The organism is Halobacillus yeomjeoni (assembly GCF_020171525.1).
Taxonomy (GTDB): domain Bacteria; phylum Bacillota; class Bacilli; order Bacillales; family Halobacillaceae; genus Halobacillus; species Halobacillus yeomjeoni.
In genome coordinates this window covers 179,274-195,390 of record NZ_JAIVAI010000002.1, presented here as the reverse complement: position 1 = coordinate 195,390, position 16,117 = coordinate 179,274, and the positions used below count along the sequence as shown (strand labels likewise).

The window sequence follows — 16,117 nt, the reverse complement described above, 5'->3', positions numbered from 1 at the left end:
AAGTCGATTAATTTGCTGTTTCAAGGGAATTTTATAAGTAGATCGTAATTGAGGAGGGTTTGATTTGGTACAAAAGAAAATAGAAGGAAAAACGATGCAGGAATGGGCGATGGAATATCCATTGATTGAATCGATGCGGGATTTGAAGCCTGTGACATGGATCAATCCCTTTGCGAAAAAGGAAGAGACGGATCGCTCGTTTCCGTTAACCAAAATGGATATCATTGAAGCTGAAAAGTTGTGGCAGAGGTTTGCTCCCTACCTAGCGAAAGCATTTCCTGAAACCAAGCCACTGAATGGAATCATTGAATCTCCGTTACGTGAAATCTCTCATTTTAAAGAAGCTCTTGAAAAACAACACCACGAGACGTTACCGGGAACATTTTATTTGAAATGTGATCACGAGCTTCCGATTTCAGGATCCGTCAAAGCCCGTGGGGGAGTGTTCGAAGTTCTAGAGTTTGCAGAAAAACTGGCTCTGGAAAACGGGATGATCACAAAAGAAGATAATTATGAAAAACTCACTGAACCCCAGTTCAAACAATTCTTCAAACAGTACACGATTGGCGTGGGCTCTACGGGAAACCTGGCATTAAGTATCGGTACAATCAGCGCGGAGCTCGGGTTTACAGTCGATGTCCATATGTCCTCCGATGCGAAACAATGGAAAAAAGACCTTCTGCGCAAAAAAGGTGTCCGCGTTCATGAATATGACGGGGACTTCAGCGTAGCCATCACGCAGGGAAGAGAAAAGACAGAAGAGGACCCGAATGGATACTTTGTCGATGATGAAGATTCAAAGGCACTTTTCCTAGGCTATAGTGTAGCGGCTTTACGGTTGAAAGCTCAATTGGATGTAAAACAAATAACCGTCGATGAAAAACACCCGTTAGTCGTCTATCTTCCTTGTGGTGTAGGCGGATCTCCTGGAGGCATCGCATTTGGTTTGAAGCAGGTCTTCGGAGATGCAGTACATTGTATTTTTGTAGAGCCTACACACTCTCCTTCCGTACTGCTCGGAATGATGACAGAGAGGCATGAAAAGTTGTGTGTCCAAGACTTTGGAATAGATAATAAAACGGAAGCGGATGGCCTGGCCGTTGGCCGCCCATCAAGGTTTGCCACAGAAATCAGCCAAAAGCTGGTCGGAGGGGCTTATACGATTGAAGATGATGAGTTGTACAAGCTGCTGACGATGCTTGCGGATCGTGAAGGCATCTATGTGGAACCCTCCGCTGCTGCAGGGCTGATCGGTCCACTTAAATTGATGCAATCCGGCTATGTGAAAGAGTATGGTCTGGAAAGCCAGCTGATTGATGGGACTCACATCGCCTGGTCGACCGGAGGCTCGCTGGTACCTGAAGAAGAAATGAAAGTATTCTATGAAAAAGGAAAGTCTTTGTTAAGAAGATGATTTTCATTAAGAGCATCCTTCTAGTATGTTACTCAAAGGAATGTCTTTTGAAATGAATGAAGTATTTATCTCCAGCGTAAGACCACCCAGATTATGGATGGTCTTACGCTATTTTATGGAATTAAAGTATGATAGAATGCTAGGATGAATAGAAAGCGATTACATTTTGAGGAAGAGGAGGAATTCGATGCAAGGGGAAAGCATGTGGAAGAGTTACTGGAATCAATTATGGAACCTGCACGATCAGGCCAAAGATTTATTGAAATTGAGTGTTACGGCTACGCCTGAGAAAAAGAAACAAACAAATGTGAAAAAGGAACGATCAAAAGCCACTGAAGACCCAGGCGGCGAAGGCCCTTCTTACAATACGCGCCAAAAAATCGGCTTGTTCTTAGGACCGATCCTTTTTGGATTGACGCTTCTTTTCTTTCATCCGGAAGGTTTGTCACAAGGGGGCACAGCTATTTTGGCGAGTACTCTTTGGATTGCCACTTGGTGGATTACCGAAGCTATGCCTATTCCTGCTACCTCTTTGCTGCCGCTCATTTTATTCCCTCTTACCGGTGGACTGGATGGGGGAGCGACGGCATCTTCTTATGGGGATAACACCATCTTCTTATTCATGGGTGGTTTTCTTATTGCTCTGGCGATGCAGAAGTGGAACTTACATAAACGTATCGCATTATCCATCATAGCTTCTGTTGGAACAAGCACCGAAATGATTGTGCTTGGCTTCATGATCGCTACCGGAGCTTTGTCCATGTGGATCTCTAATACAGCGACTTCCATGATGATGGTGCCGATCGGGATGGCCGTCGTCTACCAGGCTGCCGATCAGTTGAAAAAAGAAACAGGAGAAACGGTACAGCATCATTCCTTCAATTTTGGAAAAGTGATCATGCTCGGGATTGCGTATAGTGCTTCAATCGGAGGATTGGCGACGTTGATCGGGACACCTCCGAATACGATTTTCCGGGGCGTGGTTGAAAAGACGTATGGAGTGGAAATATCGTTTGCCGGATGGATGGCCTTTGGGGTGCCTCTCTCCATCATCTTTATGGTCATCGGATGGTTGTACCTCGTCAAAATAGCGTTTCCGATGAAAATGAAAGAACTGCCCGGGGGCAAATGGGTCATCCGGGAAGAGAGTAATGCTCTTGGGAAAACGACCCCGGAAGAAAAAATCATCCTGACAATCTTTGGATTGACGGCTCTTGCATGGATCACACGTTCCTTCGTCCTCGTCCATATCAATGAAAATATCAATGATACGATTATTGCGATGATCGCTGCGATGGTGTTGTTTTTAACCCCTTCCATTCGTAAAAAGGGGGAATTCCTCTTAGATTGGGAGACGGCTAAAAAATTACCGTGGGGAATCCTGCTTCTGTTTGGGGCAGGGCTTGCAATCGCCACAGGTTTTCAGGAGTCCGGATTAGCGATGTGGATCGGAAACCAATTGACGATTCTGGAAGGAGTCAGCTTTGTACTCATATTGGCGATCGTCGTAACTCTCGTCATCTTTTTGACGGAGATCACATCAAATACTGCTACAGCGACGATGATGTTTCCGATCATGGCGTCTTTGGCCCAGGCGATATCCGTCCATCCATACAGCTTGATGATCGGAGCGGGTGTAGCTGCAAGCTGTGCTTTTATGCTGCCTGTCGCTACACCGCCAAACGCCGTCGTTTTCGGATCGGGGTATTTGCGGATTCCTGATATGGCGAAGGCTGGTTTTTTACTCAACATAGTAGCGATCGGACTGGTGACGTTGGCGATTTACGCTTATCTACCTCTTATTTGGGGAATCGATTTGACGACTTTCCCAACATCGTTCAATCAATAGAAGGGGTTTGATGGCCCAGGTATTTCTAGTGTTCTCTGTATGGAGGTCGTAATATGAAAAAAAAGAACCCTGTAGTGAAGGGAACTAGTGTGGACGAACAGACACGCTGCAGGCATTATCACAGTCCAGTGGATGTCGTAGCGATCAAATTCTATTGCTGTGATGACTACTACGCTTGTTATTACTGCCATCAGGAAAAAGTGGAGCATTCACCTGAGAAGTGGCCGAGAGAAGAGTGGAGTACACCTGCCATTCTATGCGGTCATTGTAAAACAGAGCTATCCATTAATATTTATATGGGTGTTAATCAATGCCCGAACTGTGAGCATCCATTCAATACAAACTGCAGCTATCACCACCACCTTTATTTTGAAACGGACAAAAGCATAGGTGACTGAGCTCAATCTATTGGTGTGATAACGAAAAAAATCTCCCTCCAAGACGGTGACTTGGAGGGAGATTTTGATTTCTTTATTAAGAATTGAAAGCTTTCAACATCCAGATATGCTGCTCGAGGGAGGTTTTAATTCCGATGAACAAGTCAGCGGTCGGTTGATCATGGTCATCCTCGGCTGTTTCAATGATGTGCTTCACATTTTTCACGATGGTTTGAAAATCTTTGACGAGCTGGTCCACCATATCTTTGGCATTCTCTTGTCCTGTAGCTTCTTCGATCGTCGAAGCTTCCAAGTATTCCTTCATCGTCGCAAGAGGTTTGCCTTCAATGGTAAGGATACGCTCTGCAATTTCATCGATATACGTTCCAGCCTCTGTATAATATTCTTCGAATTTTTCGTGAAGAGTAAAGAATTCAGGACCTTTTACATACCAATGGTAATTATGAAGCTTTGTGTATAAAATGTTCCAGTTTGCAAGCTGCTGATTCAATGATTCAATTAGTTGTTGATTCATTACAATCACTCCTTTTATGATTACAATTCTTATAATACCTTATTTATAATAATTATCAAGTAATAAACATCATAATTTAAAACGCGCTGTAGGGGAGGGAAGAATTCACTGAAAGGTGGTCCACTTTAGAAAATCATTATTAATAAAATTCCGTCTGACCTCCTATTGACCTTGTCCTAACCCCTTCGTATAATAAATATACAGAAAAATCAGTCAATTTAGGTAGGCTCTTTGTCCGATTGTATTGGCTACTCTGTTTTTAAATTTTTTAAAACATTCCATGAGATGAAACGAGGAGGGATGAGCAACATGGCACAAAAGTCAGGACACTCGCTTCGTCCAAAAGAAGCGCGCTTTTCTTCCACCGGTTTGCAGGAAAACGTCGGAGGGTTGCTTGCTTATTCTTTAGTCTTTATCAGCGGCTTCGTTTTATTAATGGTAGAAAAAGAAAACGACTATATTCGTTTTCACGCCATGCAGGCCATTGTCGTTTTCGCGAGTTTCTTCGTATTTGGAATGACAGTGAACTTGATTCCAATCATAGGACCGATGATCGCTTTGTTTACAGTCCCCGTCGCTCTGGCGTTATGGGTCCTTTTGATGATCAAGGCGTACAAAGGAGAAAGATTCCATCTTTCTGGGCTGGGTAAAGTAGCAGAGTTTCAACTAAAACAAATGAAGTGAACGTAAACTTGTGCAGCTTTTGACTGCACAAGTTTTTTTATGTGGTCCATAAGTTCCGATTGTGCTACGAAAGGCAGGGTTGCGTTATGCCTCCCAAATCCTGTTACAATTTATATATAATTTCCAATAAACGACATACCAATAAAAGACCTTTTTCTACATGGATTTACAAGGAATATACAATTCGTTACACGGGTGTAACAGGTCGTTAGTTTTCTCTTAACAATGTGCCGTTATACTCACAAGTAGAACAACAGATGGAGGGGAACTACTTATGAAAAATCGTTTTATGAAAAAAGTACTTTCAGTCACAGCTTTGTCCGCTATGCTTTTCGGAACAGCTGCAGGCGCAACTCAAAATACTTTCGTCCATGCAGATGACGACGGGGATGACTCAGAAGTCAAAAACGTCATCTTCCTTGTCGGGGATGGCATGGGACCTGCTTATAATACAGCGTACCGTTATTTCAAAGATGATATGAGCACGAAGGAAATGGAGCAGACAGCTTTCGATCCTCACTTAGTCGGTGTACAAACCGTTTATTCCCACGATCCATACCATGATGGTGGAGAAGAGGATGATAAAGAAAACATTCCAGATTCCGCTGCAACAGCAACATCCATGTCTTCCGGTGTGAAAACCTATAATGGTGCTATCGCTGTAGATATGGAAAAAGAAAATACACATACAGTATTAGAAGCTGCGAAGGAAAAGGGAATGTCCACAGGTCTTGTTTCAACTTCACAAGTCAACCATGCGACACCAGCAGCTTTCGGTACACATGATGAATCCCGTCACAACTATGACGAAATCGCAAACGATTATTATGATGATATGATCAATGGCGAACACAAAGTAGACGTACTGCTTGGTGGGGGTACAGATTATTTTGAACGTGAAGATCGTAACCTTGCGGAGGAATTCCAAAAGGATGGATACGACTATGCAACAACGGCAAAAGAAATGAAGAAGTCTGACAGCGATCAGATTCTTGGGTTGTTTGCTCCAGTCGGAATGGACAAAGCGATCGATCGTCCAAAAGAACAGCCGTCTCTTGAAGAAATGACAACGACAGCTCTGGATAAATTGAGCAAGAACGAAGATGGCTTCTTCCTGATGGTAGAAGGAAGTCAAATTGACTGGGCAGGACATGACAATGATGTCGTCGGTGCAATGAGCGAAATGGAAGACTTTGAAAAAGCATTCCAAAAAGTCATTGATTTTGCCAAAGAAGACGAAGAAACACTTGTCGTTGCGACAGCTGACCACTCTACAGGTGGACTTTCAATCGGTGAAGGCGGCCCTTACAAGTGGAATCCTGAAGTGATCCATGCTGCGAAGAAGACACCGGATTACATGGCGAAGCAAATTGTAGAAGAAGGCCAGGATGTTGAGAAAGTATTGAACAAGAACATCGAATTCGAATTGACTGAAGAAGAAATCCAAGCAGTCAAAGATGCTAATGAAGCAACGTATGAAGAAGAAGACGGCAAGGTGACAGAAGTAGATAACCAAATCGAAAAAATCTTCAACGAGCGTTCCGGTACAGGCTGGACGACAAGCGGTCACACAGGAGTGGACGTAAACGTATACGCTTATGGTCCACAATCTGAAATGTTCTCCGGTTTGATCGATAACACCGATCAAGCGAAAAACATCTTCAGTATCCTGGAAGGAAAAGATGCAGAAGGTGACCACGAAGACGAAGATGAAAATGAAGAAGAAAACGAAGATGAATTCGCTATGAAGAGCGCAATTTACCCTTCAGGTGCCATCTTTGGTACTCTGCTTGTGGGTGCTGGTGCATTCTTCGTATTCAGAAGAAAAAACTCCCGTCAATAATAGACTGAACGAAAGACCATCCTGACATCAGGATGGTCTTTTTTCTCTTTGATCTCTCATAGTCAGAAGAAATATGGACTTATATCAAAGTGAAAACAGCTGCCTCTTCTATAGAGGCAGCTGTTTACTATTATTTGACTAATTCTTTTTCGATTTCGTGCTCTTTTACTTCTGCTTGAGGAAGTAAGGTGTTCTGGAAGTCGAATTCTTCGATTTCCTTACCTTGTTGAACTTTGTTAGGCATATCTGGATTAGCCAAAGCACCTGTTCCTAGAGAAATAAGGTCAGCTTCGTTTTCAGCCAACACTTTTTCGGCTTTTTCAGGGTCTGTAAGTTTTCCGTTCGCGATGACCGGAAGCTTTCCGAAATCTTTTGCTGCTTTCGCTAACGTACGGCTGTTTTCACCAAAGGATGGTGCTGCACCGTCACCGTCTGTCACATGGATGTAATCAAGAGAAGCCTCACCGAGTGCAGAAAAGATTTGTTCTGCTTCTTCTTCACCACCGGCCCATTTATGCTCAGGGTCCGCCACTTTGATTTGGGAAATTCGGATTCCTACGATGAAATCCTGACCGACAGCGTTTCTTACGTCTTCGATGATTTCAAGGATGAGACGAAGGCGGTTTTCTACTGAACCTCCGTATTGATCTTCACGGTTATTCAAGTAATCCGTAAGGAACTGGTCAAGGAGGTATCCGTTCGCTCCATGAATCTCGACACCATCAAAGCCAGCATCTTTTGCACGCTCGGCACTTTGGACGAAAGCTTCTTTCACTTGGTGGATATCTTCATCCGTCATAGCTTTAGGTTTTTGGAACGGACCAGAACCTCCGTAAAACCCGAGCTGTTCACCCTTCGGAGGGATGTCTGAAGGAGCGATCGTTTCATCCGTAAAAGCGTTGTATTGGCTCTGCCCTCCTGCATGCATCAACTGAGCAATAAAGTGTGCGCCCTGCTTTTGTGAGGATTCGACTACGGATTTCCAGGCTTCTTTTTGTGCGTCAGTAGCAAGTCCCGGTTGGTTTTTGTACCCTGGACTGTAGCTCTGATCGATGTAGATACCCTCGGAGATGATGGTGCTGAATCCACCTTTAGCATAACGCTCATAATATTTTTCCATCGTTTTGTTCGCGCGTCCGTCTGCTTCTGCACTGATCCGTGTCATCGGAGCGACGACGTAACGGTTTTTCAATGTTTTTCCTTTGATTTCTGTATTTGAGAAAAGTTTATCGAATTGCATTATTCATCTTCCTTTCTTTAGAAAGTCTAATTTCATCATAGATGCCATTTATCTTTAATTCAAGATATATGCTTAACTGGGTGTGCTCTCTAGAAGACAACTGTTTACCTAGATAGCTTAAACAATCAGGAAGGAAATATCCTTGATCCTTTACACATACCTAAAAAAAGGCGCAGCCACTATGGCTGCGCCTTTTGTAATAAGGGGAGATCATTACGTTCACATCTTTCTCTAAGAAGAAGAAAAATATGGGGGTTTCTAATTATTTTTTTCAAAAACCTGATAGGGTGAAGGGGAACATTGCTATTTGCTTTAGCGGAGTAATGTGTTGTAGAGTATAATAGGGATTTATTTATATGGATGTGGAGAGAAACTAAGCCTGTGATTCAAGGCTTTTTTATTTTGTATAAAGGAGGTACTGGGATGAGTGAACAAACGAAAGGGAACCCATTGGCCCTGATTCCATTTGGGGTATTTATCATATTATTTATTGGATCCGGCATAGTGACCGGAGACTTTTATAAACTGCCTGTTCTTGTAGCCATCTTTGCAGCGATCTTGGTGGCATTGCTCATGAACCGGAAAACGGATTTTCAAACGAAGCTCCAGCAGCTTACCAAAGGAAGTGGAGACCCGAACATCATGTTGATGGTCATCATTTTCTTATTGGCAGGAGCTTTTACTTCTGTAGCTGAAGGGGTGGGAGCAGTTGAGTCGACGGTCAATCTAGGCTTGAGTGTACTCCCAGGAAATTTATTGATTGTCGGACTGTTTGTCATCGCCTGTTTCATTTCCATTTCAATGGGCACCTCAGTTGGAACCATTGTGGCGCTTGCGCCGATCGGAGCTGGTATTGCAGACGAAACAGGAATTGCCGTGGCTTTGGCGATGGGGGCGATTGTCAGTGGAGCGATGTTTGGAGACAACTTGTCCATCATTTCTGATACGACGATTGCGGCTGTCCGCACGCAAGGCGCTGAAATGAAAGATAAGTTCAAAGCGAACTTCTTCATTGTACTGCCGGCTGCCATTTTAACTGCGATCATCTTCGGTTTCATCACAGCCGATGCTTCTCAAACGATGCAGGAAGAACATCCTTTTGAATTGGTGAAAGTGCTGCCTTATCTTGGTGTACTCATCTTTGCGATTCTTGGATTCAATGTCATTTTTGTGTTGATGGGAGGAATCGTGTTTGCCGGGGTTATCGGACTTTCCATCAATGAAATCACATTCATGGATTTCATCAATCAACTCGGGAGCGGGTTCGAAAGTATGCAGAACTTATCCCTGCTCGTCATACTTCTAGGAGGACTTGTAGAGCTGATCCGCCAAAATGGAGGCATCGATTTTCTATTGCAGGCCATCCACAAACGAACAAACGACAGTCGTGGAGGCGAATGGAGCATTGCTGGATTAGTGAGTGCCGTCAACTTTTCAACGGCAAACAACACGATTTCAATCATTACGGCAGGTCCACTGGCTAAGCAGATTTCTGAGCAATATGATATAGAAGAGCGCCGCTCAGCGAGCTTGTTGGATATTTTCTCAAGCTCCGTACAAGGTTTGCTCCCTTACGGCGCACAAATCCTGTCAGTTGCTGCAGTAGCTGAAGTATCTCCTGTGGCTATCGTACCATTCAGCTTTTATCCGATCCTGCTGGCTGTTTCCGGACTATTGGCTATCGCATTCCGATTCCCGAAATTCACAACAGCCAAAAAGTGATAGGGGCATTTACTCCCCTCAGGTTCTAAAGACTGATTTTGGATACGGATGGTTTTCTTTTAATTTTGAAAGGGAATCGCAATCGATATAGAGGTCAACAATTGATGAAGTACTGTCAGTAAAGACAGTACTTCATTTACATAGGAGGAAAAGATGATCGAGCTAAAAGATGTTCGAAAAGATCATTTGAGGGAAATGTATACCTGGGAGTTGAACAAAGAATTGCAGGAGAAGACAGGTGTTGAAGAGCCTCGGACTTATTGGCAGTTTTTGAATTCAATGAAGGCCTTCAGAAGAGGTGGCAAACCAGATTTGAAAATGAAAGCCATAGAACTGGATGGGGAACTCGTCGGGAAAGTGGAACTTTTCATGGCCGTGGAGCGGGCATTTATTGGCATTGTTGTTTCAAAAAAGAGGCGTTCAGGAATCGGGTCCAAGGCGATGTCCCTTTTCTTAGACGATGTAAAAAGAATTTATCCCCTTCCTCGTGTTTATGCAGAAGTGTATGAGGATAACATCGAGAGCTTGTCTTTTTTTAAAAAAAATGGCTTTTATGAGACTGGAGAAAAAGAAAAGGAATCCTTCAGAAAAAAAGAGCGTACACTGCTTACGTTAGTGAAAAAAATGTAACCCCTTCGTTTGACCGAAGGGGCTTTCTTATTTTCACGCGTTCTTTGGTTGGCCCATCACAGAGACAGCTTGATTGTCAAAGAACAGGTCGAATTTCACTGTATTCCACTTTAATGGTGTTTCAATGATGCCCAGTTCATCGGCGTTATACCTTCCGATGATTCTTTGGACAGCTTCGATTTCATAGACCCCATCTCCATCAAAGTCAATCGGGTACAATTGATTCAACCCTGATACAGAACCTTCTAACGGCTCTTTCAATGTACCGTCTTCATTATATATTTCAGCAAGGTATTGAGGGCTTCTATTGCTCAAGTCGATGATGAACGAAAGTTCAAGGGAATCATTGATAATTTCTACTTTATAGTTGTCTCGATAAATTACTTTGTAGATATACGACTGCGCATCGAACCTCTCGTAATCAAAAATCAATTGTGGGATATTGTTTAAGAAAGAGTAGATATAATAGTATCCAAATCCACCACTGCCACCCGAGTCCATGCTGATGAGAATATCATTCACTCCATTTCCAGTGAAATCACCAAGAAATAAGCGCGGCTGATAAGCTTGGTTCGTCTTTAGAGGGATCGTGTAAAGCTGAGAAGTGCGGCCGTCCTGGACGACCAGGGTGATATTCGTGTTGTAGGGGCTGTCAGAAGAACGTTGGCCGATAAGGTAGACAGAGTCCTCGATATAGTCTCCGTTCACATCGCCTTTCTTAAAAGATAAGATATAAGAGTTGGCTGCCATACGAAAGTGGTGGTTCGGGTATGGATAATAAAACATGATAACCTCCGTCATCTTTGTGTCATAGTGGTATTGTATGAAAAGATGCTGGAAGATGGGTTTCATTTTAAGCAACATTCAGTATTGACTCTGAATAATGCCATTTAATAAAGGAGCTTATATCAGCTATTTACGTCGTGGAATTTGAGGCGGCCTTTTAGAATGACTCCCTTTCCGTGGGGTACCGTGAGCCTCCTCAGGCTGTGCCTTCCGGGGTCTCACGATGTACCTTTATCCCACAGGAGTCTCGCCATTCTAAAAGGCCGCCTCTTCAAAGTATGAGGGTCGGAAAGGCCATTACCAAAGTCCGGTACACCAACTACGAACGGGATGGCAGGGAAAACAGGTAGCCTCCTAGGGGAAAAAGGAACAAGGTGAGACCCCGGAGAACGAAGTTCGATGAGGCTCAAGCGTCCCCCGCGGAAAGCGGACTGTTTTCCCTGCCATCCCATACTCTGGGTAAAGAATGGACCGAAACAATCCCGGACGGGGACTATTCAGTGATCGTTAAAAATAACAACAGAATTTAACAAAGCTAATAAAAATTAAATAAATGAAGGCGGTGAAAATGGGTTCGCTAATAAGCTGAACCCATTTTCACCGCCTCTTTCATGCTGAATATTATTTGTGGTCCGTCCGTTTTACCTCAGGAAGGATAGAGATTTCTTGAGTAATTCTTATGCTCGGCTGAAGCCTTCTTGGTTGAGAAAATCAGCTGCTTCCTGGTACGTGTTAAATGTACCTTCCAGACTTTCGTCAGCATAAACGTTAAAACCGTCGTCTTCGCGGATCAGGACAAGGGCTTGATCAGCATCATTCAACCATTCTTCCATCACTGGATCTTTCTCAGCGGGTGAAAGTGATAAAGAATCGATGGATGCGCGAATCAGTTCACGAAGCTCATCAGCTTCATAATCTTTGATATTGACCATGCCTTTGGCATCTGTTTCTATCCCGTCTATTTCTCCTCCGTAAACGAATCCATTTCCGTTTGGGTGAAGACGATACACAACGATTTTTTTGTCATACAAACTCTCTTCAAAGTGAAAATTCACCCGTCCGAGTGAAATCTCTTTTTTCTCAAGCTCATCGAATTCTTCGATGACTGCTAATTTTTCTTCGAATAATAACATATTGGTTCCTCCCGTACATTTTCTAATTGATTCAGTATAGCACAATCGGATGTGTGTATGAAATACTGATTGCCTTCTGTATCAAAGGATGATATAGTAGGAGAGCGATGAGCTGTTTGCGTAAGACGAAGTATATGATTTAAAAATCTAAACGACGAATGTGGTCGTCGGTACATTCGCGGCAAAAATCGAAAGCCTCCCCAACATGATGGGGAGGCTTTTTTTATATCATTTCACTTTTCCGAAGCTCATATTTTCGTGTCTTCCACGGATGATTTGATAAGTTCCATATAAAAGTAAACCTAAGGACACAATGCCTAAGATCCATTGTCCGAACGGCTTTTGAGCAAGTTCTGATAAGGCTTCATCCAGGCCTTTCGCTTTCTCCGGGTTTGCGGTGATGGCTGTTTGAATAAAGAAATACCCGATCAAACTGAGGACGATCCCTCTCGATACGAGCCCTAGACGACCAGAATTCCTGGCTAATTTCTTCTCATGATCATCCATCATACCTGTATGGAATTTACCCATGAAGTTCGTCGTAACCCCTCCATAAAGTTCATTCAGTCCATACCCGATAATGGCAAGTCCAACAGCCCCTAAAATCCATTGTCCGAAGGGTTGAGACAGGAGCTTAGCGGATAGTGTTTCTTGAGTATTCCCGCCTCCGCTGCTGCCTGCGTTCATAGCGATTTGAACGGCATTAAGCGCAATACCTGAATAGATGATTCCACTCAATATATACATCGCTCGATTGGCAAGCCCTTTCGCATCACTGCCTTTATCTTTCGGGTCTTTGACCGCTTTAAGAAAAACCCATAAGATATAGCAGATCAATCCCGCGGCGGTGAGCCATAGTAAAACAGCACCGAAGGGAAGGGTGGCTAAGGACCTTAACATTCCTTTCGTATCTGTAGTTTTTCCGCCTACGCCGATCGCCGCCATAAAAGCGAGGATACCGATGACGACATACACGAATCCCTTCGCCATATAACCGAAGCGGGCGAACCTGCGGATCCATGGTTTGATGTCTTCTTTGGTTGTGGATTTCGTACGTGTCATAGATGTGCTCAAATCCAATCACTCTTTTCTATTGTTATTTTAATCTGCTTCGTTTTATATGTAATTCATTCCCATAACTATAGCAGCAGAAACCATCTTTAGAAAAAGCTTTTTTGGTTTCTTCATGTAGTAGTAATCTGAATTTTGATAGAATGGATATGGTATAGTAAGAGTGTAGAAGAAGGTGAAATCATGTATTTGACGATTAAAGAAACAGCAGAATTTCTGGAATTACCAGAAGAGTACATCGAAACCTTGGTACATCACAATAAAATTAAAACCGTGTATGATGGAGAGCAGGTCTTGATCAACAAAAACCAATTTCAATCTCACTTAGAGCAAATGGAGAAATATAGAGCTATGATCCAGGACTACTTGAGTGAACCAATTCCAGAAGACCCGGATGTCAAAGACGAGGATTAAAAAAAGCAGAGCTTCGTGAGCTCTGCTTTTTCGTCTTATTCTTTTACCGCAATCGCTTCTATTTCCACCTTCGCTCCTTTAGGGAGCTTGCCGACCTCTACGGCAGCCCGTGCAGGATAGGGCTCGCTCAAGTAACCGGCATACACTTCATTCACTACTGAAAAATCGTTCATATCATCCAGATAGATTGTAGTTTTTGCGAGGTTTTTAAAACTGAGTCCTGCTTCATTTAAAATGGCACCCAGGTTTTTCATCACTTGATGGGTCTGTTGCTCGACTTCATCTGATACGAACTCCATCGTTTCAGGATCAAGAGGGATCTGCCCTGAAATGATGAGTAAGTTACCTAGATCAGCCGCTTGAGAATAGGGACCTATAGCCGCTGGTGCTTGTTTTGTAGAGATGGGTGTGAACATGATAATACCTCCTATGTATGGTTTGCATTTATCCTAACATAGTCCTTGAAAAATGAGTGACAAATGTCGAACATTTCCTGGGCAATAATCGACATTAATTCCCTTTATTTTCCGTTTTAATTATGAGTGGATAGGATATACAGGATAGAGAAAGATGGGTGATTGATAAAGTGAACCTTCCATCTATGAGTGCTTTTCCAACAATAATGAGAATGAGGGGATAGACATGCCTTATAAACAACTGTTAGAAGGTCAGATTGAAGAGCTGCGGATTCGAATGTATGAGATTTATAACAACAATCCGACAGATAAAGAGTTGGTTCGAATTTCTCAAGAATTGGATGACTTATTGAATAAATTCAGGAAGCATGCCAGTTATCAGAATACCAGTAACTATTAATAGACTTGAATATCACACGTTAACATGATAATTTTAAATCAATGCCATCCCACGCGATCATACGACTGCGGGAAACTTAACCATTTCCGGGATGGCAGGTTCAACCTCTACTTTAAAAGTAGAGGTTTTATTTTTGCTTATGGTTAGAGAGGAGGAAAAGATGAACTTGAACATAGATTTTTATTTCGATGCTGCTTCTACACTTTTAACCCTTATTGCTTGGGGGTTAACAGGGGCAGTCGTCTTATATATAAGAAAAAACAGGGGGGATTCTTTAAAACTATGGAAGGTCGCTTTAGTGGTATTTCTCGGCTCATTAACGTTCGATATCTATTTATATGAACGTGTAAACCTTCCTGTTCTGCCTTTAGGATTTCTAGTATTATTACTGGCAACGAGGAAAAAACCATTGTTGTGGTTGAAGCTTAAACCATACGCATGGAGCGGTGTAGCAGCCAGTTTTTTATTAGCTGGAGTGCAGATGGTTGCGCCGGTGGTCCACGATGCGTTTTACAATAAAGATGACCTACATACTTATATCACAAATCCTGAAGAAACAGAATTGTTGAGCATTCATCCTAAATCTTTGAAACGTTCACTGATAACTTCCGAATTAGAAAGAGTGAATATGAAGCGTATATCCATGAATGTCATGGAGTGGCATTCTAATGACAAGCAAGTCATAAACACCCCTCATTCTAAGCGTATGACGCTCTTCCCTTATATTATCTTGGGAGCAGAACCCCTCTGGGGGAGTGGATTGGATCCTGTCATTCATATTAGAAAGGATGGAAAGGCTCTTCTGATAGAAACGAATCGAGGTCAAGCTTTTTACGAGTTGAGCACATCCATATTAGAGGGGGAGTAATGTGAAAAAAATAATCATCGCCGGGCTCACTTTGTTGATTGGATTTGGTGGGTGGTTGGTATACCATTCCACTTCTGAAATACCAGAAAATGAACATCTGATAGAAAAGATGAATGATAAGCTGAAAGAACAAAACCATTTTAAAAAGGGAACTTTAATAAAAAAGGTGCAAGGCAGGCAGCTGATAGATGATCGTCACTTATACATACCTGTAGTATTTGAAAATGGAAGCCGGGGGAAGAGTTTGTGGGTGGATGGCTGGTTCAAATGGAAACTCGTACGAGTGGATACTGATGGAAGTCCAGAAGTTTGGGAAATCGACCCTGAAAAACCTTCCACTTTTCATGTCATCTACCATTTAGAAGGCGTAGACTCCATGGACCTTTATTACCGTGAAGAGCTGTATTGGTCGATCAGTAATGGGAAAGAAAACTTCTACCAACCTCCCATTCAATTAAAGAAAGAGGTTGCATTTGATAAGAGAAACTATGGAGCAGTAAAGCTGCCCGAGGTGTGGAGTGACATTCGAGCAAAATCGAGTGATTCAAGACGTCCAATTATGAATTTGGGGTACATCACGTATGGTGAAAATCAAGAAGTCATTTCACCTTCACCGTCTTCTGATACCGCCTACTCATTCGGAGGAAATGAAAAGCTGTCATTTGTCATTAATTTAAATAAAAATGATATCGTAGAGTGAAAAACAAGGGATTTCCCTTGTTTTTTTGCTTGCTA

At 42.8% G+C, this 16,117-nt stretch carries 17 protein-coding genes; 11 read left to right on the top strand and 6 right to left on the bottom strand.

From position 1 onward, the window contains the following. Nucleotides 1–94 precede the first annotated feature (94 nt). The 3 genes from LCL89_RS09155 (at nucleotide 95) to LCL89_RS09145 (ending at nucleotide 3,661) form a co-directional block, all read left to right on the top strand. The gene (locus tag LCL89_RS09155) at nucleotides 95–1,414 is read left to right on the top strand and encodes a D-serine ammonia-lyase (RefSeq protein ID WP_224810061.1); all 1,320 of its coding nucleotides are present in this window, start codon (nucleotides 95–97) and stop codon (nucleotides 1,412–1,414) included. A 202-nt stretch (nucleotides 1,415–1,616) separates the two neighbouring features. Next, complete coding sequence (locus LCL89_RS09150; RefSeq protein ID WP_224810060.1) at nucleotides 1,617–3,263, top strand: SLC13 family permease; 1,647 nt, start codon at nucleotides 1,617–1,619, stop codon at nucleotides 3,261–3,263. Nucleotides 3,264–3,316: 53 nt separating this feature from the next. Beyond that, complete coding sequence (locus LCL89_RS09145; RefSeq protein ID WP_224809828.1) at nucleotides 3,317–3,661, top strand: CHY zinc finger protein; 345 nt, start codon at nucleotides 3,317–3,319, stop codon at nucleotides 3,659–3,661. Between the two features lie 76 nt (nucleotides 3,662–3,737). Here LCL89_RS09145 and LCL89_RS09140 read toward each other — a convergent pair whose 3' ends face one another. Beyond that, on the bottom strand, nucleotides 3,738–4,175 hold the full coding sequence (locus LCL89_RS09140; protein ID WP_224809827.1) for a Dps family protein: 438 nt from the start codon (nucleotides 4,173–4,175) through the stop codon (nucleotides 3,738–3,740). Nucleotides 4,176–4,484: 309 nt separating this feature from the next. Between LCL89_RS09140 and LCL89_RS09135 the strand changes: the two genes are divergently transcribed. After that, nucleotides 4,485–4,859: a DUF4870 domain-containing protein gene (locus LCL89_RS09135; protein ID WP_224809826.1), complete on the top strand. Its 375-nt coding sequence runs from the start codon at nucleotides 4,485–4,487 to the stop codon at nucleotides 4,857–4,859. A gap of 274 nt (nucleotides 4,860–5,133) precedes the next feature. Further along, nucleotides 5,134–6,702, top strand: a complete 1,569-nt coding sequence (locus LCL89_RS09130; RefSeq protein WP_404813421.1) for an alkaline phosphatase — start codon at nucleotides 5,134–5,136, stop codon at nucleotides 6,700–6,702. 130 nt (nucleotides 6,703–6,832) lie between these two features. Here the strand turns inward: LCL89_RS09130 and LCL89_RS09125 are convergent, their stop codons facing one another. Further along, nucleotides 6,833–7,942: an oxidoreductase gene (locus LCL89_RS09125; RefSeq protein ID WP_224809825.1), complete on the bottom strand. Its 1,110-nt coding sequence runs from the start codon at nucleotides 7,940–7,942 to the stop codon at nucleotides 6,833–6,835. A 423-nt stretch (nucleotides 7,943–8,365) separates the two neighbouring features. On the opposite strand from LCL89_RS09125, the gene LCL89_RS09120 reads away from it, so the two are divergent. Both LCL89_RS09120 and LCL89_RS09115 read left to right on the top strand, forming a co-directional pair. Continuing rightward, entirely contained in the window at nucleotides 8,366–9,664 is a 1,299-nt protein-coding gene (locus LCL89_RS09120) for a Na+/H+ antiporter NhaC family protein (protein WP_224809824.1), read from the top strand. Nucleotides 9,665–9,817: 153 nt separating this feature from the next. Next, nucleotides 9,818–10,294 carry a GNAT family N-acetyltransferase gene (locus LCL89_RS09115; protein ID WP_224809823.1) on the top strand — a complete coding sequence of 159 codons (477 nt, stop codon included), beginning with the start codon at nucleotides 9,818–9,820 and terminating at the stop codon, nucleotides 10,292–10,294. Nucleotides 10,295–10,327: 33 nt separating this feature from the next. Here LCL89_RS09115 and LCL89_RS09110 read toward each other — a convergent pair whose 3' ends face one another. From LCL89_RS09110 to LCL89_RS09100, 3 genes are all read right to left on the bottom strand, one after another. Continuing rightward, complete coding sequence (locus LCL89_RS09110; RefSeq protein WP_224809822.1) at nucleotides 10,328–11,080, bottom strand: VCBS repeat-containing protein; 753 nt, start codon at nucleotides 11,078–11,080, stop codon at nucleotides 10,328–10,330. Nucleotides 11,081–11,757: 677 nt separating this feature from the next. Then, a complete protein-coding gene (locus LCL89_RS09105; protein WP_224809821.1) occupies nucleotides 11,758–12,213 on the bottom strand; it encodes a hypothetical protein in 456 nt (151 codons plus the stop codon). Between the two features lie 228 nt (nucleotides 12,214–12,441). Further along, nucleotides 12,442–13,275, bottom strand: coding sequence for a DUF1206 domain-containing protein (locus LCL89_RS09100; RefSeq protein ID WP_197318177.1), 834 nt, complete (start codon nucleotides 13,273–13,275; stop codon nucleotides 12,442–12,444). A gap of 192 nt (nucleotides 13,276–13,467) precedes the next feature. On the opposite strand from LCL89_RS09100, the gene LCL89_RS09095 reads away from it, so the two are divergent. Further along, entirely contained in the window at nucleotides 13,468–13,698 is a 231-nt protein-coding gene (locus LCL89_RS09095; RefSeq protein ID WP_224810058.1) for an excisionase family DNA-binding protein, read from the top strand. Between the two features lie 35 nt (nucleotides 13,699–13,733). Here LCL89_RS09095 and LCL89_RS09090 read toward each other — a convergent pair whose 3' ends face one another. Beyond that, the gene (locus LCL89_RS09090) at nucleotides 13,734–14,114 is read right to left on the bottom strand and encodes a RidA family protein (protein WP_224809820.1); all 381 of its coding nucleotides are present in this window, start codon (nucleotides 14,112–14,114) and stop codon (nucleotides 13,734–13,736) included. Between the two features lie 226 nt (nucleotides 14,115–14,340). Between LCL89_RS09090 and LCL89_RS09085 the strand changes: the two genes are divergently transcribed. The 3 genes from LCL89_RS09085 (at nucleotide 14,341) to LCL89_RS09075 (ending at nucleotide 16,082) form a co-directional block, all read left to right on the top strand. Then, complete coding sequence (locus tag LCL89_RS09085) at nucleotides 14,341–14,514, top strand: aspartyl-phosphate phosphatase Spo0E family protein (RefSeq protein ID WP_224809819.1); 174 nt, start codon at nucleotides 14,341–14,343, stop codon at nucleotides 14,512–14,514. Between the two features lie 160 nt (nucleotides 14,515–14,674). Continuing rightward, complete coding sequence (locus tag LCL89_RS09080) at nucleotides 14,675–15,382, top strand: hypothetical protein (protein ID WP_224809818.1); 708 nt, start codon at nucleotides 14,675–14,677, stop codon at nucleotides 15,380–15,382. A gap of 1 nt (nucleotide 15,383) precedes the next feature. Continuing rightward, complete coding sequence (locus tag LCL89_RS09075) at nucleotides 15,384–16,082, top strand: hypothetical protein (protein ID WP_224809817.1); 699 nt, start codon at nucleotides 15,384–15,386, stop codon at nucleotides 16,080–16,082. The last annotated feature ends 35 nt before the right edge of the window (nucleotides 16,083–16,117 follow it).